Here is a 17,091-nt window from a genome sequence, read left to right as displayed (position 1 = left end):
TATCACACATGAAAAAATTACGTAGACTTGCCTTTGTTACCTTATGTGCAGTTACCGTGTTGGTGTCCTGTAAAAAAGTTGCTGTGCCACCAGCTACGCCAACTGTACCAACTGAGACTTCGCCTGTAACAAGTACGGATAAAACTTTTACGGTTACTGTAAAAGTGGCCGGACAGTTAGACCAGATAGGTAAAACAACACAAGCAGTTGCCGAAGTAAAAGATGCTAAAGGGGTAATAATAACCGGCAAAACCGTAACGTGGAGCCTTTCGGCTCTTGGCTTAATTTCAATAAGTCCCACCGGACTGGTTACTGCTTTACAATCGGGTGCTACCAAAGTAATAGCGACGGTGGAAAATGTAACCGCGGAAGCTACAGTTACCGTTGGTGGTAAAGAGAATGCTTTAGCCAAAAGTTTAGGCTGTTTATGCGATGAACAGGATTTTGCCGGGAAACCGCCTGTTGTTCTTACCGCTCCGATTATGAAACCGGAAGATATATCTATTCTTTTTCCATTAGGCTATATGTGGAAGGGACATGTTACTCCAATTGACCATCAATATTACTACCCGCTGAATGTTCTGGCAGTTCCTGTTCAGGAATATCCTGTATACGCGCCCGCTGACGGTTATGTGATAAGGGTATCCAGAACCGGTAATTTTCAGGTAGAAGCTGGACTGGCGCCCCGCGATAATTATGATATCTTAATTCAGCATTCCTGCAACACCTATACGCTGCTCACACTTGTAACCGGCATAACAGCCGAAATGAGTGCTGCCATTGGACAACTGGAAAGGGGAACAGGTAAAAGCACTTATATAAAAATAACTGCGGGTCAGCAAATTGCAAGAGTTGGCGGACAATCTCTGGATGTCACTTTTTTTGATACGAATACACCCGAAAAGAAATGGGTGGTACCGGCACATTACCAGGAGCAATCTAAAAAATATGCTACAGATCCGTTTATGTTTTATACCCCTGGCATAAAAAACGCGCTACTTGCCAAAACATTGAGAACAACCGAACCCAAAGGCGGTAGGTTTGATTATGATGAGGATGGGAAGCTGGCGGGCACCTGGTTTTTGCAGGGTACAAACGGATATGAGGGTGCGGCTAATCAGGGTAATGATTATTGGCGCGGGCATTTGGTTTTCGCCTACCATGCATTTGATCCTTCGGCTGTTGAAATATCTATTGGCAGATGGAATAAACCTGGTGCCACCGAAGAGCAGGTTAAAGCAGGGTGGCAGTTTTCGGTAAAAGGAAACACACCCGACCCGAAAAATGTTATGGAGTCTTCAGGCTTAGTAAAATACGAATTGGCGAATATTACTTATTCGCTCGGTAACGGTAACCCCTGGGATATGCAAACCTATCAGGGGTTTGTTTATATAGGTGCAGGGAATACTGAGGGAGTGTTACTAGTGCAAATGATCGCTCCCAGGTTAATACGTGTTGAAGCATTCCCAGGAAAGACCGCCGGTCAGGTTACTGGTTTTACAACTGCTGCGCAACTATATGAACGATAGCCTTGCCCATTTTTTACGCTTAACTATTCCCACCCTTGTACCGCGTGCTGAGCATCGCTTATACCTGTTAGTCCAGGTTTACGATCCCGGACTTAGATAGGTGAGGATTTGCAATCCGCGTAAACCACAGGACGAATTTCTGTAAATGGCATTGTTATATAATAGTGCCCAAAAATGTACATGGCGGTTCACAGGGATTAAAAATCCCCGAAAATTGGCTTCGAAATTATAAATCCTGACTAATTGTACTAACAATGTACAAACATTCGGCTATTTCCAATGCTTTTTAAAAAGATAATAAAACAAAAAAGCCTCTCAGCATACACTGAAAGGCTTTTATTTTGATCCTGAGGCTGGGCTCGAACCTAAAATACAATGATAGTGAATAAAAGAATCCCCTGTCCACACTGCATTCTTTCGCCAACGCGGCTATTTATGCTGCATTTGTGGTATATAGTCAATTATTTACTAACTCAAAGAACGCAGCGTTACTTGTTAATCTTACTGCGTCTTTGTCTTCAGGGCTCAAACCCGACAAAAAGCTTTTATAAGCCGAAAGATATGTTGGTGCTGACTTACCCGGGCAGTAAGAGTTGAAAGCATTTGTGCTATATGGCTTCGCCAATGTAGTAAGCGCATTTACGCAAGAAAATACTTGATTCCAATTTAATGCTACCTGGCCTCTTATATCATTATAAACGCTGCAGCCCACGGCTTGGCTGGCAGACAATATTCTATTGCTTTCCTTAACAACAAGATCAGAATAAACAGATTGTAACCCCTTACAAAAAGCTACGCGTTGAGTATAAGCGCTTTGAGCACTAAAAACATCTTTTGTTGCAGTTATTGTGGCTGTGGCTGCTGTTTGTTTAAGCTTGTCAATTAGTTTCCGTGCTTCGGAAATTCGTATAGTTTGCTTTTGTGTAATGTTAGAATTAATTTGTAATATCTTGCTTTTCAAGGTCGCATTTTTCGTTTCAACACCTGCTATAAATGATTTTGTAGTAAGGTTAGAAGCCAACATATCCTTTTCGATGGCGTTGATTTCGAAAGTTAATTTACTTTGCACAGCAATGTAACCAGGCCTTAAAGTATCGGCAGAAGATAAACCATTAAGTGCCGTGCTCACCTCCGCTTTCCTGCTTTTTGCAACGTTCAATCTCGTTTGTGCTTCAGCTAAATATTCCTCTTGCTTTATCTTTTCATCACTTATTTTTTGTTTATTCTGTTCAATGTTATTAATTATTGCATTCTGTTCTGCTTTCGCTTCACTTATAACTTCGTCTTTACTATTTTTCACCTTCTGTGTCCAGGATGCATTATAGATATTCATCCTGTTTTTATATATGCTAACTTTGTCTTGAGCAATTAACAGATTAGATATATATCCTATTAAATCATCCGTCCATATTTGGTGCTTTTGTTTAGCCTCATCAAATACAACCATCTGATAATCGTTACTATGATTTGTGATTTCTGTACACAATTTTTCGTTGCTTTTTTCAAGATCGGAAATATCTTTTTGCTTATTTAGCATTGCTTTATCCCCACTTCCCATATTTTGTAATTGAACTTTTTTTAAAGCGATGGCTTCCGTGTACTTTCTTCTTGTTGCTTCTAATTCTGAAGTTGTGGCTGGCACAGCGTAGCCTTTAACTTTACCAAGATGTTCTTGAAAACTTGCACCCTCTGCTTCAAACTGCGACTTATACTTACCACATTGACTACATTTTGCGCCAACTTTCATGTCTGCAATAATATCATCACGTTCTTTATAAAGCTCGTCTATTTCCGTTTTTAATTTTGCCTCCTTGGCTCTCCAAGCCTGACTAATTTCATTTAGCTGATTTTTGTACTGGCTAATGGTAAGTTGATTAGCCTTGATACGCTGCACTTTTGCTTCTATTGATGCCACGTGACCCGCCCCTGCAGTTTGAGAAAAGGCAGGATGACCAAACAGCACTAAACTTCCTAAAAAAACAAAAATTACTTTCGACATTTTCAATGTAGAATTAATGTTATGAGTAAGCTTAATTACCGAAAGGATCATCTTCAGACTTGTACAAAGCCTGCAAATGTTCTAAAGCCTTTTTGAGTTTACTGAAGTTGGATGTATCACTAATTAAGAACGGCAATTCAATTACAGATGTATTACCTTCTCCCCTTGATCCTCCATCATATCTAATCGAGTACAAAGCCGATTCGTTTGAAAGCTGAATTTTAAGAAAGCCCAATTGATCTGAACTTACAACCGGTGGCATTAACTCTATTGATTTTATATATGTGGCCTTAAATTCATAAAGGTACCGAAGCTCTAAGGTTGTATTCGGGTATGCTTCATTATACTTAAGCAATAATTTATCATTAGTATCATATTTTAAAGCAAATGATGCAGCATTACAGGTTTTCGAAAGACGTTCTCCCAACGTGTTAATATAGTGATAGGATAGTCCATCTATCTCCTTAACTTTCCTGTTTATATAGGAAATGGTTTCATCTTTAGTTAAAGTTGCTTTATCTTGCGCTTTGGCAGAAATAGTTACGAAAAGCAGAAACAAAAAAATAAGATTTTTTATCATATCAGTAATGGCTAATATTGTATTCAGATTTAGTATATTATTTGGTAAATTTAACACCGGGCTTATTCCTGCGCTGCGCCAGCAGAGGTAAATAAAAATAATGAAGTCAAAATGAACCTTTTAAGGCTCATTCTTAGAAATAGTTTCCAACTTCATATCCTTCAATATCATTCAAAGGAATATTATTATAAAGCTCAACCCATTCCTTTTTATCTTCAGCATCTTTGTCAAGTTGTCAAATCATTAACTCGCTTTCTGAGACAAGTTGAGACACAATTTTGTTATTTGTCTTTATGAAAAAATGCTTCATAAAATTTAATATTAATTGCTGCTAATCAACAAAAGAGGATTATTTTTCTTACAGTCACAATACCCATTTTCAGGTATTTTTTCTGCAAAATATAAATAGTATAGGTTACCGCGTTCCTTGTGGCTTTGGATCTTGCAATTGTGGTTGATACTGTGTATAGCGTAAACTGTGTACTATCAGTGTAATAATACTATCAAAAGGCAATTTGCAGGCTGTCTTTGGATACCTCAAAAACAAAAAAGCCTTTCAGCATATGCTGAAAGGCTTTTCTCCTTGCTCCTGAGGCTGGGCTCGAACCAGCGACCCTCTGATTAACAGGTGAGTGACTTTTATGCGATTCAAGCTTGCTGTGCAGGATTTTAAACCTTTAACTGTATATGTACAAGCTATGTGCAAACACAAAGCACTGTTTAAATAATTAATTAATGAACTGTAATGCGAATCTACGCCTCTAGGCTGTAATAATGAAGTTTGTTTAAGATGTGTTGTGCATGACCATAATGTTTAAGTGAATAAAAGAATTATGATGCCATATCACGCTTATAGCAATCAAGTGCAAGATGGAAAAGGAATAAATGGATAGTGCGGTTGTATTGAGCGTTTATGCCGGAAGCTCTTGCACGCTACAGCAGCTATGAGCGTAACTTTGTTGAATAATTATATACTTCACTACACTCCCAATCCAAGATTATTGAAAATTATTACTTTATAGAGGGAGTTAAAACTTTGGATTGAGCTACTCACTTCAACTATCCCAATTCACAACTTTCAACATTCTTTACTTTATACAGGTCGTAAGAATTCTGAATTGAGTCAATCCAAGAATATTAGAAATTGTTACTTTATACCGGTAGTGAAAGTTTTGGATTGAGGTAGGTTGCCCTTTGAGTAAATTTTCAACTGTATTCTTTAAAAGTTGACAAGGCTAAGTAGCCGCCTGAGTCTGCACATTTTATTTCAATAGTACTTATATAATACCATGTGTTAAGAAAATGTGCAGATGAAATATGTTTAGACTTTGACTTACGAGGCTTAACTTGTAAAGATAATAGTCAAACTGTGAACCGTCATTCAATCAATTTCAAACTACCATCAATCCTAATATTCCAACTAATGCAATTAAGTACACCTCCATCCTTCGCAATGTCTGATGCATCAATCGTGACTAATTTGCTGTTTGTAAAGACACTTTCAAGTAGCTTCACAACTGCGTCGTCTTCGGCAATACCAAAGGTTGGAACGATGGCAATATCTTCCATCTGCAAATAGTTTATGTAATCACCAACCGCGCTGTATGTCCCTTTGTTGTCATAAGGGTTATAGGGTACTTTGATTGTGTCCAATCCGGTTTTCCTTATCGCGGCATCAAACGCTTGTTGAAAGCGTTTACTTTCGCGTTGATAATCATTAACAAGTATGGTATTATCATCAACAAAACGTACCATACCATCTGCATGACCAGTAAAGTCGTAAGGTTGTTCAGGTATCAAGTAAATGTGTTCTACTTCTAAAAGTTCACGAAGCTGTGTTATCAATAAATCCTTATCGTAATTTGGGTTATCCTTGAAGATGCGTTCAGTCATAATTACCTTATCATCACAACGAATAACGTTACCGCCATCCAGCACAATTGTGGACTTAACCGGATTGATACCGATCTGCTCACAAACTTTATCACTATCTGTTATAAGGTCAGCATACTTTGGGCCTTGTAAATATGAGGGGTTATAAGAAAATTGAACAAATTTCTCCAAACCTACCTGTATTGGCATGTAGTCTACAGCCCATATATCTTTAGTCCCAGGAAGCAAACCGTAGCTAACCTCACAACGGATAAGTAGGGCCTCTAACCTTTTAAAGAATGAAGGATACTTTATAGGTAAGGTATCTGCCAGGTAAAGGAAGTTAGTCTCCGTATCGTTTACCATTTACAGGTTTGATTTGAAATCTATAAAGAAACTGATCTGTACCGCTATCTACCGCATTCTTACCTAAGCCAACCCTTTGCAACGGCACAGCATCAAGTTTGTGAAAGTGGTGACGAACAATGTGAGTTTGAATTGTGGGACTAAATGCATCTGTACAAGAGAACAGCTTCATTGCACATACCATAGGGCCATTGACAAAATGCTCTCCGTCATGTAGTCCTCGAATTAATATACCACCATAACCACCAGTATCATTTTTTAAAGCTATGTCAACACCTGAGTAATGAAAGAACCATTGACCGGCATTAGGGAAAACATGTTTCCTTTTATATGTACTATGGTCTTTGTGACTATCTGAGTACCAGTAGAATTCTACTTCAGTAATCCGGTACAATGTATCATGAGTCTTGATGGCGTACGCATTGAACAAGGTCTCAGCAATCTCTTTAAACTTTTGTTGAGACTCTTGCGTAATGTTTAGGAAATCCATAACGGTGTTATCAACTATTTGATATTAATGCTTTAATCGTCGTTAACTTTGTGTCAAAATCATCAATGACGACTTTCTTTTTATACAGATCATCGAAGTATGGTTTGTACTTAATTTGTAAAGCACGTTCAATTACTTGTCTAGCATATTCTTCTGTGGTGATAGAGAAACCCTCTATCACTATGTACCTTGCTACTAAGCCGTCGTGTCTAATTGATGTAAAGAACTGATCCCATGCCGGAGCTTTAAGTTTGTCTCTACCGATAAGCGCTTTAGAGTGTGAAGATAACCTGTTATAAAGGCAACTCGCTTTGCCTATATAGGCAACATGTCCATCAGCGTCTATAATCGAGTATATGCCGCCCTTTCCGGCAAAATCACACTTTGAACGTCCTATGGTTCGCAACTCACTAAAGCTATTCACTTGCGTCCATTGTCCCATATCAACGAACGTTTCATCATTTAGTAATTGTCTTAAACGGTCAAAGTCGGATAGATGTATTGCGTTCATGAAAGTTAGATGTGTAAGTATTGAAATCCATTGTTGCTTGCTATCGTGACCAACGGTTGTATATGCTCAAAAAATTTATCCCGATTGAAGTATATGGGGTTCAGATTAGGGAAGATGCTCAAGTATTCTTCTAAGAACTTGTTGTTCGGCAACTTGTGTTGGATGATTTCTACTGCTGTCTGCTGTAATGTAAAAAACCTATCAAAGTGGGTATTAAGTAATGGTAACCTATCACTCTTTGTACTGTTGAATGACCTGTCTGCCGGAATGAGGTTCCATATCAAATCATGAGATACAAACGCGTATGGCACAAAGTGTTCAACTGCATAGTTGCCAACCTGTAAAGCCTTATTTGTGTAGATGCAATCAACTTTTCCAAGTTCGCCTATTACAATGTCCCAATAGTGTTTTCGCTGCGAGTTAAGAGCCTTTCTTACCGGTAACTTTATTAGTTTGTTTGGTATGTCCGGAACATTGGGGTTCTTAGTTTGGAGATAGGTTGACAGGTTCCAGTAACAGAAGTCTTTAAGGATTCTACTATTACTTTGCAGATAGCTTACCCAGGATGGATTGATTTCGATGTGTTCTTTGTAAAGAGCATATGGACAATTGTTCGTAAAAGATTGAGATTGCTTATAAGCTAAGCTCATATCCTCTGCTTTGAACCACGGACTTAAGAAACGGTGAGGTACTTCCGAATTGAAGTAGTTGAGTTGCCTTCCAGTTTCTCTACTATTGCTTTGCGACAATTGAGTAATGATCTTGTCACGGTTGAGGTCAATGGTTAGTCCTTCAATACCCTTAATCGTTTCAATGGCGTGTTGCAATTTGTCTTGTTTGCCGAATGACACGTGAAAGTAGTTAACCGTGAACCAGGAGTGAGCAATCATTTCAATAAACAAGTCCTTCTTGTTTATGGTCACGACACCACTTTCAACTTTGCTTAGTATTGCCAGGAACCAATAAAACTTATAGGTAGCTGAAGTTTTGTTAAAACAAGCAGCTAACAGATTTACAGGTAGGTCAGGTTGATATGGTAACTCCATACCGCTAAGATATTTATTTCTTAGATACTCTCGCTGCTCTTCGCATTACAGGATTATTAATTACATAGTTCAATGCTTCCTGTTCTATCTCCTTTTGACTTTTAACTCTGTTCTGCTGCATGTATTCAAGAATATCGTCGCGTTTAAAGTAGATACGTCCACCAGTTGGTTTATATAATGGTATAACATTACTACTACTCATTTTATACAAGGTTGACTTGGACATACCCATGAAGCTACAAGCTTCATCAACTGTAAGCATATCTTTAGAAGGTCGCTGATCTATGTGCCCTTTTATAGCTAACGCATCTTCAATCCTTTCAAGCTTTTCAAGCATTAGTGCTACAATTTCAGGTAATTGATCAAATGTAATTCTTTCCATAGTGTTACTTTAAGTTAAAACACCGCAATTATTATTCCTCCTTCAACTGCATACCGCTTGTACCCTTGTAGTCAAAGCTTGGAGTGATGTAATAGGTCTTCCAATAGGTAACTGTTGAAACTTTGTGTCTAACCTGAATGGTAATGTTATGTTCTTGCCTACCTAATCGAGCGAGTGAAAGCTTGATTACAATGCAAACCTTCCCAACAAACGCGTCTATGTGACGTTTATTAGCTAAACCTTTGAATACAGTATTGTAGTAGTCAGGATGAAACCTACCCAGGTCAATTGTCAAGCCTCGTATACCATTGAACTCAAACAAATAGCTTAGGTCATGTTCAGTGATGTGACCGTGTAGTCTGTCATTGGTTTTTGCCCAATGAATCAAGTCCGGTAGCACCTTTTCATACAGCCGGTTTAGCCCTTCATTACTCATGACCCGCTACCAAACTTGATATTGTTTAACCTCATCAGGACACAGCGTAGATGCCTTAGGAATGCTTTTGACAAACAAGTCCGTACCTAATACCGAATTGAAAAAGAAGTCGACAGCGGTCTTAAAATCATCTATATTAACCTCCATATCTGTACCCTCACCAGCACTATTTACAAGCTCAAACAGGTAACTCTGAACAGGTACAAAACCACCTTGCTCAGCATATAAAGTTGCCTCCAATACGGCAGTTTCACCTGTGAGCTTAACTGTTTTACTATCTACAACACGAAACCTAAAGTTGTTTACCACGTCTTCAACCACAGGAACACCACTCTTTGTATATACCTTGAACTTGTCCATACCCTTACAATTGAGACAACAAATCTATGCTAAAAATATTAGCAATTACAAATCAGTTTTAATAAATTTGGATATGGAATCTAATTCAACTTTAATAGCGCTTAGTGCATTCTCTGGATTGGCAGGTGCCGTAATTACGCAGGCTTTAACAGGTGTGTTCAGTTACTTAAGTGATAAACGAAAAGCCATTTTCGAACTGAATAAACTTTATAGTCAGAAGCAAGTAGAGATTGCTGAGAACTTTTATTATGTGACCGGTGAAACAATGACAGTATTGAAGAAAAGTATTGAGCATTGGAAGGACCGTACCAAGCCACGTAGTGAAGCAAGCATTACCTTCTTCAACAAAGAAATAACTAAGCTTGATGCTCATCTTGAAAAGCTGAATGCTGACAAATGGAAGCATAGCTTAATTAGTCTTTACTTTGACGTATCCCTATCTTACAACCAGTTAATTACAGCTAACACCAATACGCATTTGACGTATCTTAGCTTGCTTGACTTGTCAAACGAGATAAAGGAAACTAATGGTGAAGCGCGATACGAACTCATAAGTAAATATCTCCTCAAGGTATACGACCTTTGCGCACAATATGAGAACATTTACAACATGCTTGAACACGATATGAATACAGTAAAGAGTGAAATTTTACGTACCTTTCGTGTAACGTAAAGATATGGTCTCTCTGTTCCGCTTTCTTGATTTGGATATCAATGAGAAAGCCAACTATGTTTGGCAAGGGACATATATAGCTACTCGTACTGAAACCGATAAAAGAATCTTGCTTTACAACCTCGGTGAATTCTATGCAGAAGTGGTTTATGATGCTCTTAACAATGAGATTACTTATATAAAGGGCTTTAGGGCTAATAGTCATTTGGTTCCTTACATGAATCTTTTACCTTACGATTCATTAAGCTTGTAGCAATTTAAAGAAATGACAGCAGCTATCCCTAAACATAAAAGGGACCTGATCAGGTCAGACTACCTGGGAGCACGCATTCACCCCGAAATACTCGCAAAAAAGCTGGAATTAGACAGGACGACGATCAATAATTATAGGCGTTGCTTTAAAACTATAGAGCGTGAGTATCCCGATAAACTCCATGATTATAGTTTTTGCCTGATGCCCCACAGTCTCGATAGGAATAGGCACGAAATAAATAGGGAAGCACAGCTCGTAACACTGTTTCCTGAAATCATGGACAGCGTCAGTTATAAAAAAGGAATTAGTTTAAAACCTTTGTATGCTATTTATAAGTCAAAATGTCCTAACGGCTATGCCTTCAAACCGTTCGTTCAACATCTGTTTCAATGGCGAAAGGACAACAATATTTGTAATTACCATCATCTTAGGATCAAACATATTCATCCTAACGACCTTGTAACATTGACCAATTGGAAAAAAGGAACCACTGTTGCTTCCAAGTTCCGAAAAGCTGTCATTATTCTCGGTTCGTACAACGGAAAACATATAAAGCACCTGGCGGCACAGATCGAATCAAAGGTTCAAACTGTATTAGAATGGATGGAGATTTATAGAACAAGCGGAATTGAAGCGTTAGAGCGAAAGGTAACGACAGTTAACCATACAATCCTTGAAAGCCGTAAAGTAAGGCAAGACAACCTTATTAAGTTGGTTCATCAGTCGCCTAAACTCTATCAACTCAACCGCACTAGCTGGCGGCTAAGAGACCTGTCAAACGTTTACCAACGGTTATACGGTGAGTATATATGTATATCAGCTATCAAAGACAATCTGCATAGAGCCGGTTACGGCTTTAGAAGGTCAAGGCAGACTTTAACTAGTCCTGATCCCAAATTCAGGCAAAAGATGGATTTTATAAAAAACATACTGGGAAACCTTCGCAACGATGAAAAGTTCTTCTCTATAGATGAATATGGTCACTTCTCTGTTAAATTAAAAGGTGGTAGAAGCCTTTCCAGGAAGGGAGAAAATAAAGTAGTTCCCCAATTACAAAAGAGTAAAGGTTTCATGGTTGTCACAGCAGCAATTGAATTGTCCACTAATCAGATTACTCATTTCTATTCACGCAAAAAAGATACGGAGGAAATGATCAAGCTAATAGACTTGCTGATTATTCAATACCCACATCAAAGAACTTTATATCTATCCTGGGATGCTGCTGCGTGGCACAACTCGAAACTGCTAAAAGCAAGGTTGGAACAACTCAACGACATAGAATATAGAACCATTCATAACAACCCTGAGATCAAGCTCGCACCATTACCTTCCTGCGCTCAATTCTTAAACGTAATTGAATCCATCTTCAGTGGTCTGGCCAAGGCTGTTATCCATAATAGTGATTATCAGTCATTAGAAGATTGCCAGTCGGCTATCGATATGTATTTTAGAGAACGAAATGAATACTTCCTCGCGAATCCTAAACATGCAGGTAAGGTGATATGGGGAAAGGAAAAGGTCAAAACGGTGTTTAAGGAGACTAATCATTGTGCTGCTAAGAAATAGACTAGTTATCTTTACTTCATGAAGAAATATGCCACCTTTGCCTTTATAAGTTTTACAATCCTAAGTCTGTTATCATGGGGTTACAAGGGCCATCGTGCAATAGCATTGATTGCTCAGAACCATTTAACACCTAAAGCCAAAACTGCTATAGCTGACCTTTTGAACGGTGAAAGCATCGAGGATGCAAGTACCTGGGCTGACGAGTTAAGAAGTGACCCTACGTATCGAAATACAAGTAGCTGGCACTTCCTTAACCTACCGTCAGGCTTAACTTATAAAGCATTCACGACAAATATAGAATCGCAGAAAGGTGATAACCTATACGTTGCGTTAAATAGGTCAATTCATGTTCTAAGCCACGATACTAATCCAATCGAAACCCGAAGAGAAGCTTTAAAGTTCATTATCCATTTAGTTGGTGATGCTCATCAACCCATGCACGTAGCGGGAGCTGCTGATAAAGGTGGTAACACAGTTCAAGTAAGGTTTGATAATAAGGGAACCAATCTCCACACGCTTTGGGACAGTAGACTTATAGACCATGAAGGACTAAGCGATGTTGAAATGTCTATTGATTACGATAAGGCTACAACGGAGCAGATCAAGCAATGGCAATCCGATATTATAATGAAATGGTTATGGGAAAGCTATCAGGCAAGCTCAAAGATATATGCGACTACATCAACCGGAGATAAACTTGGTGATGATTATTACAAAACCAATATCAGAATTATTCAGGGACGTGTTCAGAAGGCAGGTATCAGACTAGCGGGTTTACTAAATGAACTGTTAAAGGATTACAAACCTACAACTGTAAGTAACCCTTATCCTCCAAATGTTGTAAGTGCAGACGGCACATATGCTGAAACAGCCGGTATCAAGCATATTAAAACTAAAGACGTTGGTAGGTTCATTGGTAGTGATGTAATCGTTGTAGATACCGTTTATAGCGTAAAGGATATGGGTAGCTTCGTACTTGTGAATCTTGGTGCTGAATATCCAAATCAGATTGCTACTGTTGTGTTGCGAGGTGATGCCCGAACCTATATGAATTCTATACAAGGGAAACCTGTTTCATTTATAGGTAGAGTGGTCGAGTATAAAGGAAAACCTCAAATTGAAGTTAGGTCGCTCAATGCCATGTACTTTCCAGGATTAAGAGACTAATGACCGCGCAAGAGTTTGAAGCTTTAGATCTCAACTCTCAGGCCAACTTAGTTTGGGAAGGTGAGTTTATAGGAACTAGAGTTGTTGATGATGTTTACATTCAACGTTATAAGCTTACAGACTTTGAGGTAGATGTATACTATGACCCGATGAATAACAAAATCATTCGTATATATAGAAACAGTAAACGCCAGGCTGATTAGGCCTAGCGTTTAGTAAAATTATCCCTTAGGAGGATTGGGATCACTACTGCGGGGATAGGTCCTCTCTTCTTGAATTTTTCCATCAGTTTTGTGTATTTTAACTGAGCTCTCGGGTTTGTTCTTAGCAATCTCGATTGTCTTTGCGACAGCTTCTTTTTTAGTGTCTGCCACTACGGATGCCCGTTTACCACCTTCTTTTTCACCTTTCCAACCATTGTCGGTCTTCGTAACGTGATATGTTTCTCTTTTAGCCATATGCTTGTGCTTTAGTGTATTATAAAGTTACAGCGTAATTAGTGTAGGAGTTAATAAAGTTTTTCACAAAACCTTTAGTTGTTAACACTTTATACAGCGCTTAAGCAATAGCATAGCGCAAATGATATCGTATCGTTATATTAGTAGTACCAATAGTTATCACAATGAGAAAATATCTTTTAATGTTAGTGGCTGTACTAACTGTAGCAATCAGTCAACCCTCCTTTGCTCAAACTAAGTCAAAGAAAACTACAAAGAAACAAGTACAGAAAGAAGTAACAGTCTATATCACGAGAACTGGTGCAAAATATCATAGTGAATACTGTAGCTATTTGAGAAGAAGTTCGATACCTATTGGCAAGCGCGATGCAATGTCACAAGGTTTTGATGCTTGTAGTAGGTGCAATCCATGACTTATTTAGAAGCTAATCCTTAATGGGTTTATCTGGACGGTTGGTTTGGGGCATCTCTTCGCTGGACTCGAAGTCTACAACTCTCATACGCATTCGACCTTTATCTTTAAAGTGTCGAGCGATGTTATAAGTAAGTTCTGTGAAGTTTGTCGAGCCATCTTCCCTTTTATGGTAGAAGATTTTAACAGACATACAATGCTTATGCTCAAATAGCATATTTAACATTGTTCTATCTGACAATCCGCAACTATGCCCAATGATATAAATTTGAAAAGGGTCATAGTCGGCAAATCTTGTCAAATCACGATATTGCGAGGTCTTAAGGTACCAAAACGATTTGAAAAACTTGTAATAACCGTTGTCTGTCTCTTTTTCAAACAGGCTATAACGTTCGTCAAGTTCGTCACCGAATCCAAAGATCATCGAATCTAAAGATTTAATGGTACCATGAATATGGGTTACTTCCATTTTTGTCTCCTGCGAAGCAACTTGCAAATGAGAATACAAATCTATAGTTGGAGTGTAGTTAAAGTTTACCACTAGGGTACTGGTGGGTAGCTCGTCATTGAACAGTCCAGACTCCGGTTCTCTTGGCATATGAACATCTCTAGTCAAAATTTTACTAGTAAAGATAGATTCATAGCTATCAATGATAGATGGCTGGGGTAGGCTTACAAGGTACTCTTGAAGACGGGCTATCAAACAACTCATAGACTCGTTTAAAGCCTTTAGTTTTGATGATTTACCTTCCGAAGAGTCGCTAGTTTGTATAAATGCTAGTTGTTTGTAGTATTCATTCTCAATATCTACCCAATTGTTTACCCTGCAAGATTGGAGTAGTGCTACGAGTAGAGGTGACTTTTCGTACACATTGAAGATGTTTGAGAATTCACTATGCCCAGTGCGAAAGGCTTCATTGTTAAGCAGTTTATAAAGACAATCATCTTCGTACAGCTCTCTTAATTCGTCCTCAATAGAAAAGCGTGGTAGTAGATATAGGTTAACGTTGGGGTTAAGTCGTACTTTAATAAGTGCATCGGCGTAGCCATTTTCTCCACCCGATTGTATAAGAATCTTATTAAGATACCAAAGAATAAAATCGTTATACCCAGTCCTAAGACCATGTGCTAGGTCAAAACCATTACCGATAAGGATAAGTCGATTCATAAGGTAAATATATAGGATTGGTTGCGTAGTTAAAACAAACTACCCTGAACGCCATTCGCAGGTTGCATTGACCTTAATGGTTCAAAAGGGTTATCAAACTTTGATTTGACCTCTTGAACTTTTAAAGGACGCAGCCAAATGTAACTTAACTCAGGTTGTGTAAACTCAGTATAGTAAGGCATGTGAAAGCCATCAACAAGTACAGTATCAACTTTGAAACCTCTGTAAAACTCATTGCTTAAGGTGTTCATATGAGCTACCTCACCTGTAAGTGAGTTAAGCAGCATGTTTAGTAACGCCATCTTACAGCAAGTTATATCAAGGTCTGCACCGTACAACAAGCTACTGCGATTAAGTTTAGCTGCTGCAAGTAACATCCTACCACTTCCGCAAGCAGGGTCGTTCACCTTTCTACTGTTACCAACATCGCCCATCTGCATCATTGCCATCATATCACAGATTGGTTCCGGTGTAAAGTACTGCCCGTTGTGACCGTTGCTAATAGCTTGCATAAATAGTTCGCCAAGCGGGTCACGGAAGTTTTCCGACAGCTCACCTATCAGTGTTATAAGTTTAACAAGGTGTTCAACCTTTGGGTGAGATTGATATTTTTCGAGTGCTTTGCGTTGTTCATCAGCAACGTCATACCTTTTAAAAGGTAACAGCATCCACTCAAGCATTTCAGTGAATGCGGTGTGAAGGGATTGTCCGTAAGCATAGCGTTCGAATGCTGTAAGTAGTTCTTTGAAATATGTCATAGCAGTAAGTTTTAGTTCGAGTGAATTCTCGAAGCAACGAACTGCTGAACAGCATCACTAAGGCAAGGTGGAAATTGAGTAATTGCGGAGGCTCCTGAAAGGATACCCAATTACGAGGTACTACCTTGAAGCGAAGCGGCTATGTGATGATGTGAGGCTAGCTTTGAGGAGAGTATTACAGGTCATTAAGCTAACCAATCGAGATTATCGGTTATCAAGAGCTCGTGCTTTTTTAAATGATGAGTTGTCCGCATTGGAATGCTCTTGTACTTAAGATTGTACTTTGCTGCATATTCACGAACTTCGGGTGCATCGTCGTATGTTAACAAGAAACGACCCTGTATCCGAGAGGTTAGCTCAAATAACCTTTGATGGTCAACATCATATAATGAGTATAATCGTTTAGCAGCTTTCACATAAGGGGGGTCTATAAAAAAGTATGCATCACAATTATCGATTTCTGATTCAATCACATCAAATGCATCTTCAAATTTGAACTGTATCTTATGCTTGATTGTATCAATAGCACTGATTCGTTTATATAGTGTTTCCGGGTACCATCTCGAATGAATTCCTTTGCCGTTCTCTCCATGCTTAAGAAACCCGGAACCTTTGGTTATAATGCCTCCGTGGTAGGTTCTATTCTTTAATATAGTGCTTAGTGCGGTTTCTTTAATCGTCTTTCCTTCAGCCTGTATAACTTTATTAACGTTGTCCACATTAAGCTGAAAGTCAAGTATTGCTGATGCTAACCAACTGTTATCTTCAGTTAGTATCGTTTGCCATACAGCAGCTACCTCTTCATCTAATTCAGACATTATGATGTTATCTGTATAGCCTTCAAATGCAGCTGTGAGACTAACTATACCGCCTCCAGCAAATGGCTCTATTAACATCGGAACAGTTTTACTCTGAGACAACCATTTCCTCACTGTTGGAACTAACCACGTCTTCCCTCCTGGATACCTAAATGGACTTCTTTGAGGAACCGATGAGACGTTAACAACATCTCTATCCTTTTTATCAAACTCTCGCGCTATACTCAACTCCAATTGACTCATCTAC

At 38.7% G+C, this 17,091-nt stretch carries 20 protein-coding genes; 7 read left to right on the top strand and 13 right to left on the bottom strand.

Features of this window, described 5'->3' with window-relative positions; translation table 11 throughout:
* Positions 1 to 8: 8 nt before the first annotated feature.
* Entirely contained in the window at positions 9 to 1,529 is a 1,521-nt protein-coding gene (locus ACFQZS_RS14210) for a hypothetical protein (protein ID WP_377101324.1), read from the top strand.
* A gap of 457 nt (positions 1,530 to 1,986) precedes the next feature.
* Here the strand turns inward: ACFQZS_RS14210 and ACFQZS_RS14205 are convergent, their stop codons facing one another.
* The 9 genes from ACFQZS_RS14205 to ACFQZS_RS14165 form a co-directional block, all read right to left on the bottom strand.
* Entirely contained in the window at positions 1,987 to 3,528 is a 1,542-nt protein-coding gene (locus ACFQZS_RS14205; RefSeq protein WP_377101322.1) for a hypothetical protein, read from the bottom strand.
* Positions 3,529 to 3,559: 31 nt separating this feature from the next.
* Entirely contained in the window at positions 3,560 to 4,108 is a 549-nt protein-coding gene (locus ACFQZS_RS14200; protein WP_377101321.1) for a hypothetical protein, read from the bottom strand.
* Positions 4,109 to 5,485: 1,377 nt separating this feature from the next.
* Positions 5,486 to 6,346: an agmatine deiminase family protein gene (locus ACFQZS_RS14195; RefSeq protein WP_377101319.1), complete on the bottom strand. Its 861-nt coding sequence runs from the start codon at positions 6,344 to 6,346 to the stop codon at positions 5,486 to 5,488.
* Positions 6,324 to 6,836, bottom strand: coding sequence for a hypothetical protein (locus tag ACFQZS_RS14190; protein ID WP_377101317.1), 513 nt, complete (start codon positions 6,834 to 6,836; stop codon positions 6,324 to 6,326). The genes ACFQZS_RS14195 and ACFQZS_RS14190 overlap by 23 nt, the downstream gene beginning before the upstream one ends.
* Positions 6,837 to 6,846: 10 nt before the next feature.
* Complete coding sequence (locus tag ACFQZS_RS14185; RefSeq protein ID WP_377101315.1) at positions 6,847 to 7,347, bottom strand: GIY-YIG nuclease family protein; 501 nt, start codon at positions 7,345 to 7,347, stop codon at positions 6,847 to 6,849.
* Between the two features lie 5 nt (positions 7,348 to 7,352).
* On the bottom strand, positions 7,353 to 8,393 hold the full coding sequence (locus tag ACFQZS_RS14180) for an HNH endonuclease domain-containing protein (protein ID WP_377101314.1): 1,041 nt from the start codon (positions 8,391 to 8,393) through the stop codon (positions 7,353 to 7,355).
* 13 nt (positions 8,394 to 8,406) lie between these two features.
* On the bottom strand, positions 8,407 to 8,775 hold the full coding sequence (locus tag ACFQZS_RS14175; RefSeq protein ID WP_377101312.1) for a helix-turn-helix domain-containing protein: 369 nt from the start codon (positions 8,773 to 8,775) through the stop codon (positions 8,407 to 8,409).
* Between the two features lie 31 nt (positions 8,776 to 8,806).
* The gene (locus tag ACFQZS_RS14170; RefSeq protein WP_377101310.1) at positions 8,807 to 9,211 is read right to left on the bottom strand and encodes a hypothetical protein; all 405 of its coding nucleotides are present in this window, start codon (positions 9,209 to 9,211) and stop codon (positions 8,807 to 8,809) included.
* A gap of 6 nt (positions 9,212 to 9,217) precedes the next feature.
* The gene (locus ACFQZS_RS14165; protein ID WP_377101308.1) at positions 9,218 to 9,571 is read right to left on the bottom strand and encodes a hypothetical protein; all 354 of its coding nucleotides are present in this window, start codon (positions 9,569 to 9,571) and stop codon (positions 9,218 to 9,220) included.
* 250 nt (positions 9,572 to 9,821) lie between these two features.
* Between ACFQZS_RS14165 and ACFQZS_RS14160 the strand changes: the two genes are divergently transcribed.
* Genes ACFQZS_RS14160 through ACFQZS_RS14140 form a run of 5 tightly spaced genes read left to right on the top strand, consistent with a single transcriptional unit; the run spans position 9,822 to position 13,433 of the window.
* The gene (locus ACFQZS_RS14160; protein ID WP_377101306.1) at positions 9,822 to 10,244 is read left to right on the top strand and encodes a hypothetical protein; all 423 of its coding nucleotides are present in this window, start codon (positions 9,822 to 9,824) and stop codon (positions 10,242 to 10,244) included.
* Between the two features lie 4 nt (positions 10,245 to 10,248).
* On the top strand, positions 10,249 to 10,497 hold the full coding sequence (locus ACFQZS_RS14155; RefSeq protein ID WP_377101304.1) for a hypothetical protein: 249 nt from the start codon (positions 10,249 to 10,251) through the stop codon (positions 10,495 to 10,497).
* 12 nt (positions 10,498 to 10,509) lie between these two features.
* Complete coding sequence (locus ACFQZS_RS14150; RefSeq protein ID WP_377101302.1) at positions 10,510 to 12,063, top strand: IS630 family transposase; 1,554 nt, start codon at positions 10,510 to 10,512, stop codon at positions 12,061 to 12,063.
* An 18-nt stretch (positions 12,064 to 12,081) separates the two neighbouring features.
* Positions 12,082 to 13,230: a S1/P1 nuclease gene (locus ACFQZS_RS14145; protein WP_377101300.1), complete on the top strand. Its 1,149-nt coding sequence runs from the start codon at positions 12,082 to 12,084 to the stop codon at positions 13,228 to 13,230.
* Positions 13,230 to 13,433: a hypothetical protein gene (locus tag ACFQZS_RS14140; protein WP_377101298.1), complete on the top strand. Its 204-nt coding sequence runs from the start codon at positions 13,230 to 13,232 to the stop codon at positions 13,431 to 13,433. The genes ACFQZS_RS14145 and ACFQZS_RS14140 overlap by 1 nt, the downstream gene beginning before the upstream one ends.
* A gap of 18 nt (positions 13,434 to 13,451) precedes the next feature.
* Here ACFQZS_RS14140 and ACFQZS_RS14135 read toward each other — a convergent pair whose 3' ends face one another.
* The gene (locus ACFQZS_RS14135) at positions 13,452 to 13,688 is read right to left on the bottom strand and encodes a DUF2188 domain-containing protein (protein ID WP_377101296.1); all 237 of its coding nucleotides are present in this window, start codon (positions 13,686 to 13,688) and stop codon (positions 13,452 to 13,454) included.
* Between the two features lie 164 nt (positions 13,689 to 13,852).
* On the opposite strand from ACFQZS_RS14135, the gene ACFQZS_RS14130 reads away from it, so the two are divergent.
* Positions 13,853 to 14,101, top strand: a complete 249-nt coding sequence (locus ACFQZS_RS14130; RefSeq protein WP_377101294.1) for a hypothetical protein — start codon at positions 13,853 to 13,855, stop codon at positions 14,099 to 14,101.
* 12 nt (positions 14,102 to 14,113) lie between these two features.
* Here ACFQZS_RS14130 and ACFQZS_RS14125 read toward each other — a convergent pair whose 3' ends face one another.
* The 3 genes from ACFQZS_RS14125 to ACFQZS_RS14115 form a co-directional block, all read right to left on the bottom strand.
* Complete coding sequence (locus ACFQZS_RS14125; RefSeq protein ID WP_377101292.1) at positions 14,114 to 15,268, bottom strand: AbiH family protein; 1,155 nt, start codon at positions 15,266 to 15,268, stop codon at positions 14,114 to 14,116.
* 29 nt (positions 15,269 to 15,297) lie between these two features.
* The gene (locus ACFQZS_RS14120; RefSeq protein ID WP_377101290.1) at positions 15,298 to 16,026 is read right to left on the bottom strand and encodes an N-6 DNA methylase; all 729 of its coding nucleotides are present in this window, start codon (positions 16,024 to 16,026) and stop codon (positions 15,298 to 15,300) included.
* Positions 16,027 to 16,211: 185 nt separating this feature from the next.
* A complete protein-coding gene (locus tag ACFQZS_RS14115) occupies positions 16,212 to 17,087 on the bottom strand; it encodes a DNA adenine methylase (RefSeq protein WP_377101288.1) in 876 nt (291 codons plus the stop codon).
* Positions 17,088 to 17,091: the final 4 nt, after the last annotated feature.

The sequence above is a fragment of the Mucilaginibacter calamicampi genome, from assembly GCF_042676765.1.
Taxonomy (GTDB): domain Bacteria; phylum Bacteroidota; class Bacteroidia; order Sphingobacteriales; family Sphingobacteriaceae; genus Mucilaginibacter; species Mucilaginibacter calamicampi.
Note: the sequence above shows the minus strand (reverse complement) of the source record. Positions and strands in the feature narration are given on the sequence as shown.